The sequence below is a fragment of the Sphingobacterium shayense genome (assembly GCF_013179575.1).
In the GTDB taxonomy this organism is placed as follows: Bacteria; Bacteroidota; Bacteroidia; order Sphingobacteriales; family Sphingobacteriaceae; genus Sphingobacterium; species Sphingobacterium shayense.
This window is the reverse complement of the sequence record NZ_JABMCQ010000214.1, coordinates 1-5,710: the sequence shown is the minus strand read 5'-3', so window position 1 is coordinate 5,710 and position 5,710 is coordinate 1. Positions and strand designations below refer to the sequence as shown.

3 protein-coding genes are annotated in these 5,710 nt (G+C 39.6%); 2 read left to right on the top strand and 1 reads right to left on the bottom strand.

What is annotated here, in order from left to right; genetic code table 11:
• Window positions 1-268 precede the first annotated feature (268 nt).
• Window positions 269-2,128, top strand: coding sequence for a DNA topoisomerase IV subunit B (locus HP439_RS17440; RefSeq protein WP_172391616.1), 1,860 nt, complete (start codon window positions 269-271; stop codon window positions 2,126-2,128).
• Window positions 2,129-2,156: 28 nt separating this feature from the next.
• Complete coding sequence (purU, locus tag HP439_RS17435) at window positions 2,157-2,999, top strand: formyltetrahydrofolate deformylase (RefSeq protein WP_172391615.1); 843 nt, start codon at window positions 2,157-2,159, stop codon at window positions 2,997-2,999.
• Window positions 3,000-3,024: 25 nt separating this feature from the next.
• Here the strand turns inward: purU and HP439_RS17430 are convergent, their stop codons facing one another.
• A complete protein-coding gene (locus HP439_RS17430) occupies window positions 3,025-5,472 on the bottom strand; it encodes a glycoside hydrolase family 2 TIM barrel-domain containing protein (RefSeq protein WP_172391614.1) in 2,448 nt (815 codons plus the stop codon).
• Between the last annotated feature and the right edge of the window lie 238 nt (window positions 5,473-5,710).

Genomic DNA, 5,710 nt, shown 5'->3' with positions numbered 1-5,710 from the left:
ATAAAGAAGCTCTTTTGCCTCTTTATTCAAATATAAAATCTCATACAATTATCCGTGAATTATGTATGACATTCTTTTACGAATAGTGGTATTGCTAAGTGTACACCTCCCTTTATGCTGTTTCTCCAGTGTATAAACTGACGCTATCTCCTTGCCCTCTTAGTGATGTCTCTCGGCGGCTCCGAAAAATTGGTCAATATCGCTTTTTTCTGATACGTCTCATGTCGCTTTTTTTGCTATTTTTGTTGAAGCAGAAAACTATAATCATATGACGACATATAACGAAGACAGCATACGATCATTAGACTGGAAAGAGCATATTCGCCTACGCCCCGGTATGTATATCGGAAAGCTCGGAGATGGCTCGGCCTATGATGATGGCATCTACGTATTATTAAAAGAAATCGTCGACAATTCAATTGACGAATTTGTTATGGGTGCAGGAAAAATAATAGATGTTACTGTTCATGACAATAAAGTTTCGGTTCGAGATTACGGCCGCGGAATCCCAATTGGCTCGGTAGTGGATGTTGTTTCAAAAATCAACACTGGTGGAAAGTATGACAGCAAAGCTTTCCAAAAATCTGTAGGGTTAAATGGAGTTGGTACTAAAGCGGTAAATGCATTATCAAACCAATTTACGGTACAATCCTATCGCCAAAATATAACACGGATTGCACAATTTAGTCGAGGCGAGCTAACAAATGACGAACAGAAAGAAACCTCTCAACGTAATGGAACAGCTATCAGCTTCTATCCAGATGAAAGTATTTTCCGCAACTACAAATTCCGCATGGAATTTGTAGAAAACATGATATGGAATTATGTCTTTTTAAACTCAGGTTTAACGATCAATTTTAATGGTCAAAAATTCATTTCTGAAAATGGGCTAAAAGATCTTTTGGAACGTAATATCGATACCGAAGCTATGCGATATCCAATTATTCATTTAAAAGGTGAAGACATTGAAATTGCTCTAACACATGGTCAACAATATGGCGAAGAATATTATTCCTTCGTAAACGGACAGCATACTACACAAGGCGGTACACATCAAGCTTCTTTTCGAGAGGCGCTTGTGAAAACCGTTCGTGAATTTTATAAGAAAGAATACGACGCGTCTGATATCCGAGCTTCTATCATCGGCGCTATAGCAATCAAAGTGCAAGAGCCTGTTTTCGAATCGCAGACAAAAACAAAACTCGGCTCACAAAGTATCGGACCTGAGGGTCCCACAGTAAGGACATTTATTAATGACTTTTTAAAAAAATCTTTAGACGATTATTTACATAAAAATTCTGCGACAGCTGACGCTCTACTTAAACGTATCCTGCAATCCGAACGGGAACGTAAGGATATTGCGGGCATCAAGAAATTAGCCAACGAACGTGCAAAAAAAGCCTCTTTACATAACCGAAAACTGAGAGATTGCAAAGTACATTTTACGGACAAAAACGAACGTAACCAAGAAACAACACTATTTATTACTGAGGGAGATTCAGCTAGTGGTTCAATCACCAAATCACGTGACGTACAAACCCAAGCTGTATTTAGTTTAAAAGGGAAACCTTTAAACTCCTTTGGCATGTCGAAAAAAATCGTTTATGAAAACGAAGAGTTTAACCTTTTGCAACACGCTTTAAATATAGAAGACGGCCTGGATGGATTACGTTACAACAATATCGTGATTGCTACTGATGCCGACGTCGACGGGATGCATATTCGCTTGTTGTTGCTTACTTTCTTTCTACAATTCTTCCCAGATCTAGTAAAAGCAGGACACGTTTCGATTTTACAAACGCCGCTGTTCCGCGTGCGAAATAAAAAAGAGACCATATATTGTTACTCGGATGAAGAGCGTCAGCGTGCAATAAGTAAGTTAGGTGCAAAACCCGAAATTACTCGATTCAAGGGGCTTGGAGAGATATCACCATCCGAATTCGGACTTTTTATAGGTAAAGACATTAGATTAGATCCTGTCATCCTCTCCAAAGAGAACAAACTTCCGCAGTTATTAGAATATTATATGGGTAAAAATTCCCCGGAAAGGCAACGCCATATTGTAGATAATCTACGTATTGAAGTCGACCTAGAAGAAGAACTTGCAAAAGCTGCTGCGGCCTCCTAGAGTCACCGCAGCGACACCTAACTCTATTATGCAAAACCAAACCTTAATTTTAATTCAATGCCCAGATGCCGTTGGTTTAGTTGCCAGCGTTGCACAAGTTATAGCACGTCATGAACTCAATATCATCACCATGCGTGAATTTGTTGACGAGGAGAATCATAAATTTTTCCTTCGCGTGGTTTGTAGTGGTGTTCCCAGTTCTAGCGGTTTGCTTGAACAGGATTTGTTACAAAGTCTACCGGCTAACGCGAACGTTTCGATCAATCCTGCCCGACAGAAAAAAATTGTAATTTTAGTTACAAAAGAACATCATTGTCTTGCAGATCTTGTAATACGGCACTTTTTCCATACCTTAAATGCGGATGTACAAGCCGTAATCGGCAATTATGACTTGTTAAAAGATTTCACTGAGAAATTCGGCATTCCCTTTCACCTAATTACTCATGAAAACAAAGATAAGTCAAGTTTCGAGAACGAATTATCGGATAAAATTTCTGAATACCAAGCTGATTATATCGTTCTGGCAAAATTCATGCGTATTTTATCTCCTACATTTGTAGCGAGATTTGAAAATAAAATCATCAATATTCATCATTCATTTCTGCCTGCATTTATTGGTGCAAACCCGTATCGTCAAGCTCATAAAAGAGGCGTAAAAATCATCGGTGCCACAGCACACTTTGTTACCAATGATTTAGATGAGGGACCAATCATCGTACAACGCACCAAATCCATCAATCACAGTTATGACGTGCCCCATATGGTCACAGCTGGAAAGGAAATAGAAAAAGCTGTATTAAGTCACGCGATACACCTTTTAACGGAAGACCGTGTCATGTTGCAAGGCAACAAAACAATTGTCTTTGAATAAGCAATAAAATTCAAAGCCTAATACGTTAATTGAACGTATTAGGCTTTGAATCGATAACAATTTCAATTTCTTCGTGTGGCAATCCCTTGACTTTTGCAATGATCACTATGCTCCCAACCTTTTCAGTAGCACGAACAATAGCTAATCCTTTACCATTCAAAAGCTTCTTATTAGGTGAAGAAAAATCCGAAACATCCGCAGGATTTCCGTTATCGGTCGCCACGAGTTGTCCATTCCCTCGCACTCGAAACTTAACTACGTCAGACGCTCTTGGCACTAGATTGCCCTGCGCGTCATGTAATTCAGCATGGATAAACGCTAGTCCTCCTATCCCATTAATTGTATCTTGTTCACAATATAGGTGTAAAGAAGCTGCAGTCCCCGCGGTATGAATTAATGTCTCTTTCACTGTCTTACCCGCTTTAGTAGAGACTGCTCTAAGCTCACCAGCTTGAAATGGCACACGCCATCTCACATGCAAAGAAGAGTCCGCCTTACTACGAAAACCCAGAGATTCTCCATTTAAAAAAAGCTCAACTCTGTCTGCATTATTATAGTAGGCTACGACATCGACAGTGTCTCCTTCTGACCAATTCCAATGTGGAAGCAGGTGTAAGACCGGCGTGTTCGTCCATTCGCTTTGATATAAATAGTAAACATCCTTCGGAAAACCGGCAAGGTCAACAATCCCGAAGTATGAACTTCTAGAAGGCCACGTATAGGGAGTCGGTTCACCAAGATAGTCAAAACCTGTCCAAATGTACATGCCAGATACCCAAGGCATTCTCTCCGACAGAAATAAACTACGCTCATGTGTTGATCCCCATGGAGTGTGAACATGATCATAAGCCGAAATACTGCGATCGGAATTTCCTCCATTAAACGGAATATCCCATCGCTCAGGCCAGGTCCGAACACTGTCCATAGCTAGCAAATCATATTGTCCTCTAGTTTCTAGCGCCGATACACTTTCGGTGATGATAAAGGCTTTATCGCGATGCATTTTAGGTGCATCGCGCCACTTTTGTTCGTTATAGTTATAACCGATGATATCTACCGCATCTGTCATCAACACAGGATTGTCAATAGAAATCTCGTTGTTTGCTATTGTTGTAGGTCGAGTGCCATCCAAACTATCAACAATTTCCGCAAGTCGTTTCGGAATAGCTTTACCTAACTTCAACGAGTGCCATTGCTCTTGCACTTCGTTACCTAAACACCATATAAAAATTGATGGATGATTTCTGTCATTAATAATCTGATCCGCTAGATCCCTTTCAAACCACTTATCCCAATATAAATGATAATCATATGGGTTCTTTTTATTTTTCCAAACATCAAATGTCTCGTTCATAACAATAAATCCCAAGCTATCACACAAATCCAAAAATCCACTGGCGGCGGGATTATGAGCATTTCGTATTCCATTAACCCCCATCGTTTTCAATATCTTTAATTGACGTAATGTCGCATCTTTGTTAAAAGCCGTCCCTAAAGCTCCTTGGTCACTATGCAGGCACACCCCTCGAATTTTCATATTGATTCCGTTTAACCAGAACCCAGTTTTAGCATCAAAGTTAAAATAACGCAAACCCGTTTTGGTCTCAACAATATCTACTTTTTCACCTTCGATAGAAACCGTATTCCTAACCCGATACAATTCCGGGTTCTCCGGCGACCACAATATGGGATTGGGTACTTCAACCGATGTCTTGATCGTTTTAGAGCCGTTCATTGGAACATCAGCTCGAACAGTTGAATTGCTCTTCCGAAGAACCTCACCTTGAGGATCTAAGATTTCCGTTAAGATTTGTACGGAGCGGGTGGTCGCGCTACTATTGAACACAGGAATCTCCAAACAGATTACCGCTTGAGTTGCATCAATCTGACCGGTAAAAACAAAGGGGTCAGCAATATGAATCTGACCCGTTGTAATTAGAGTCACAGGACGATAAATTCCCGATCCGGTGTAAAACCTAGTGTTAGGTTGTAAACTATTATCAGCTTTCACCGTGAGAATATTACCCTTTCCGTTCTTATTTAGATATTTACTGAGATCATACGAGAAACGTATAAATCCATTCGGACGGACTCCTAAGTGATGTCCATTGATCCAAACTTCGCTACGTTCATATACACCGTCAAAGACGATCGATACCACTTTTGTCGAGTCATAATCCATATCAAAACATTTCTTATACCATCCTATGCCACCGGGGAGGTATGCACCTCCACTATTCGAGGGATTATCGCGGTCGAAATGGCCTTCTACACTCCAGTCATGAGGCAGATTAAGATTACGCCATTCAGAATAATCAACGTTATTACTCCTATAATTTGAAGTTGAATCCAAGATAAAATACCAATCGTTATTAAAACTTGTTTCTGTCCTCGTTTGTGAAAAAAGCTGCCAATTACTTATCAAGAAGAATAAAAAAAGTACAGTAATTCTATTATTTGCAATCAAACGCATTTCTATTTTTTAACTTAATATTTACTGACGAAAATTCGTGTGGAAACTACATATTGACGCAGCAAATGGATATAAAATATACCGACACGACTATCCGACGTGCCGGTATTCTAGAAAACAATTTTAGTAATAAGGATGATAAGAACAGAGACCATACAATGTCACCAAGATTCTATACCTTACAACTAATCTTCAGCAACTAGCCTATCGTAATACTCTTTAGTGATATAATTATATA

What these genes read in the sequence shown, in the direction of transcription:
- HP439_RS17430 (WP_172391614.1), bottom strand. Translation starts at nt 5,472, where the DNA reads ATGCGTTTGATTGCAAATAATAGAATTACTGTACTTTTTTTATTCTTC.
- purU (WP_172391615.1), top strand. Translation starts at nt 2,157, where the DNA reads ATGCAAAACCAAACCTTAATTTTAATTCAATGCCCAGATGCCGTTGGT.
- HP439_RS17440 (WP_172391616.1), top strand. Translation starts at nt 269, where the DNA reads ATGACGACATATAACGAAGACAGCATACGATCATTAGACTGGAAAGAG.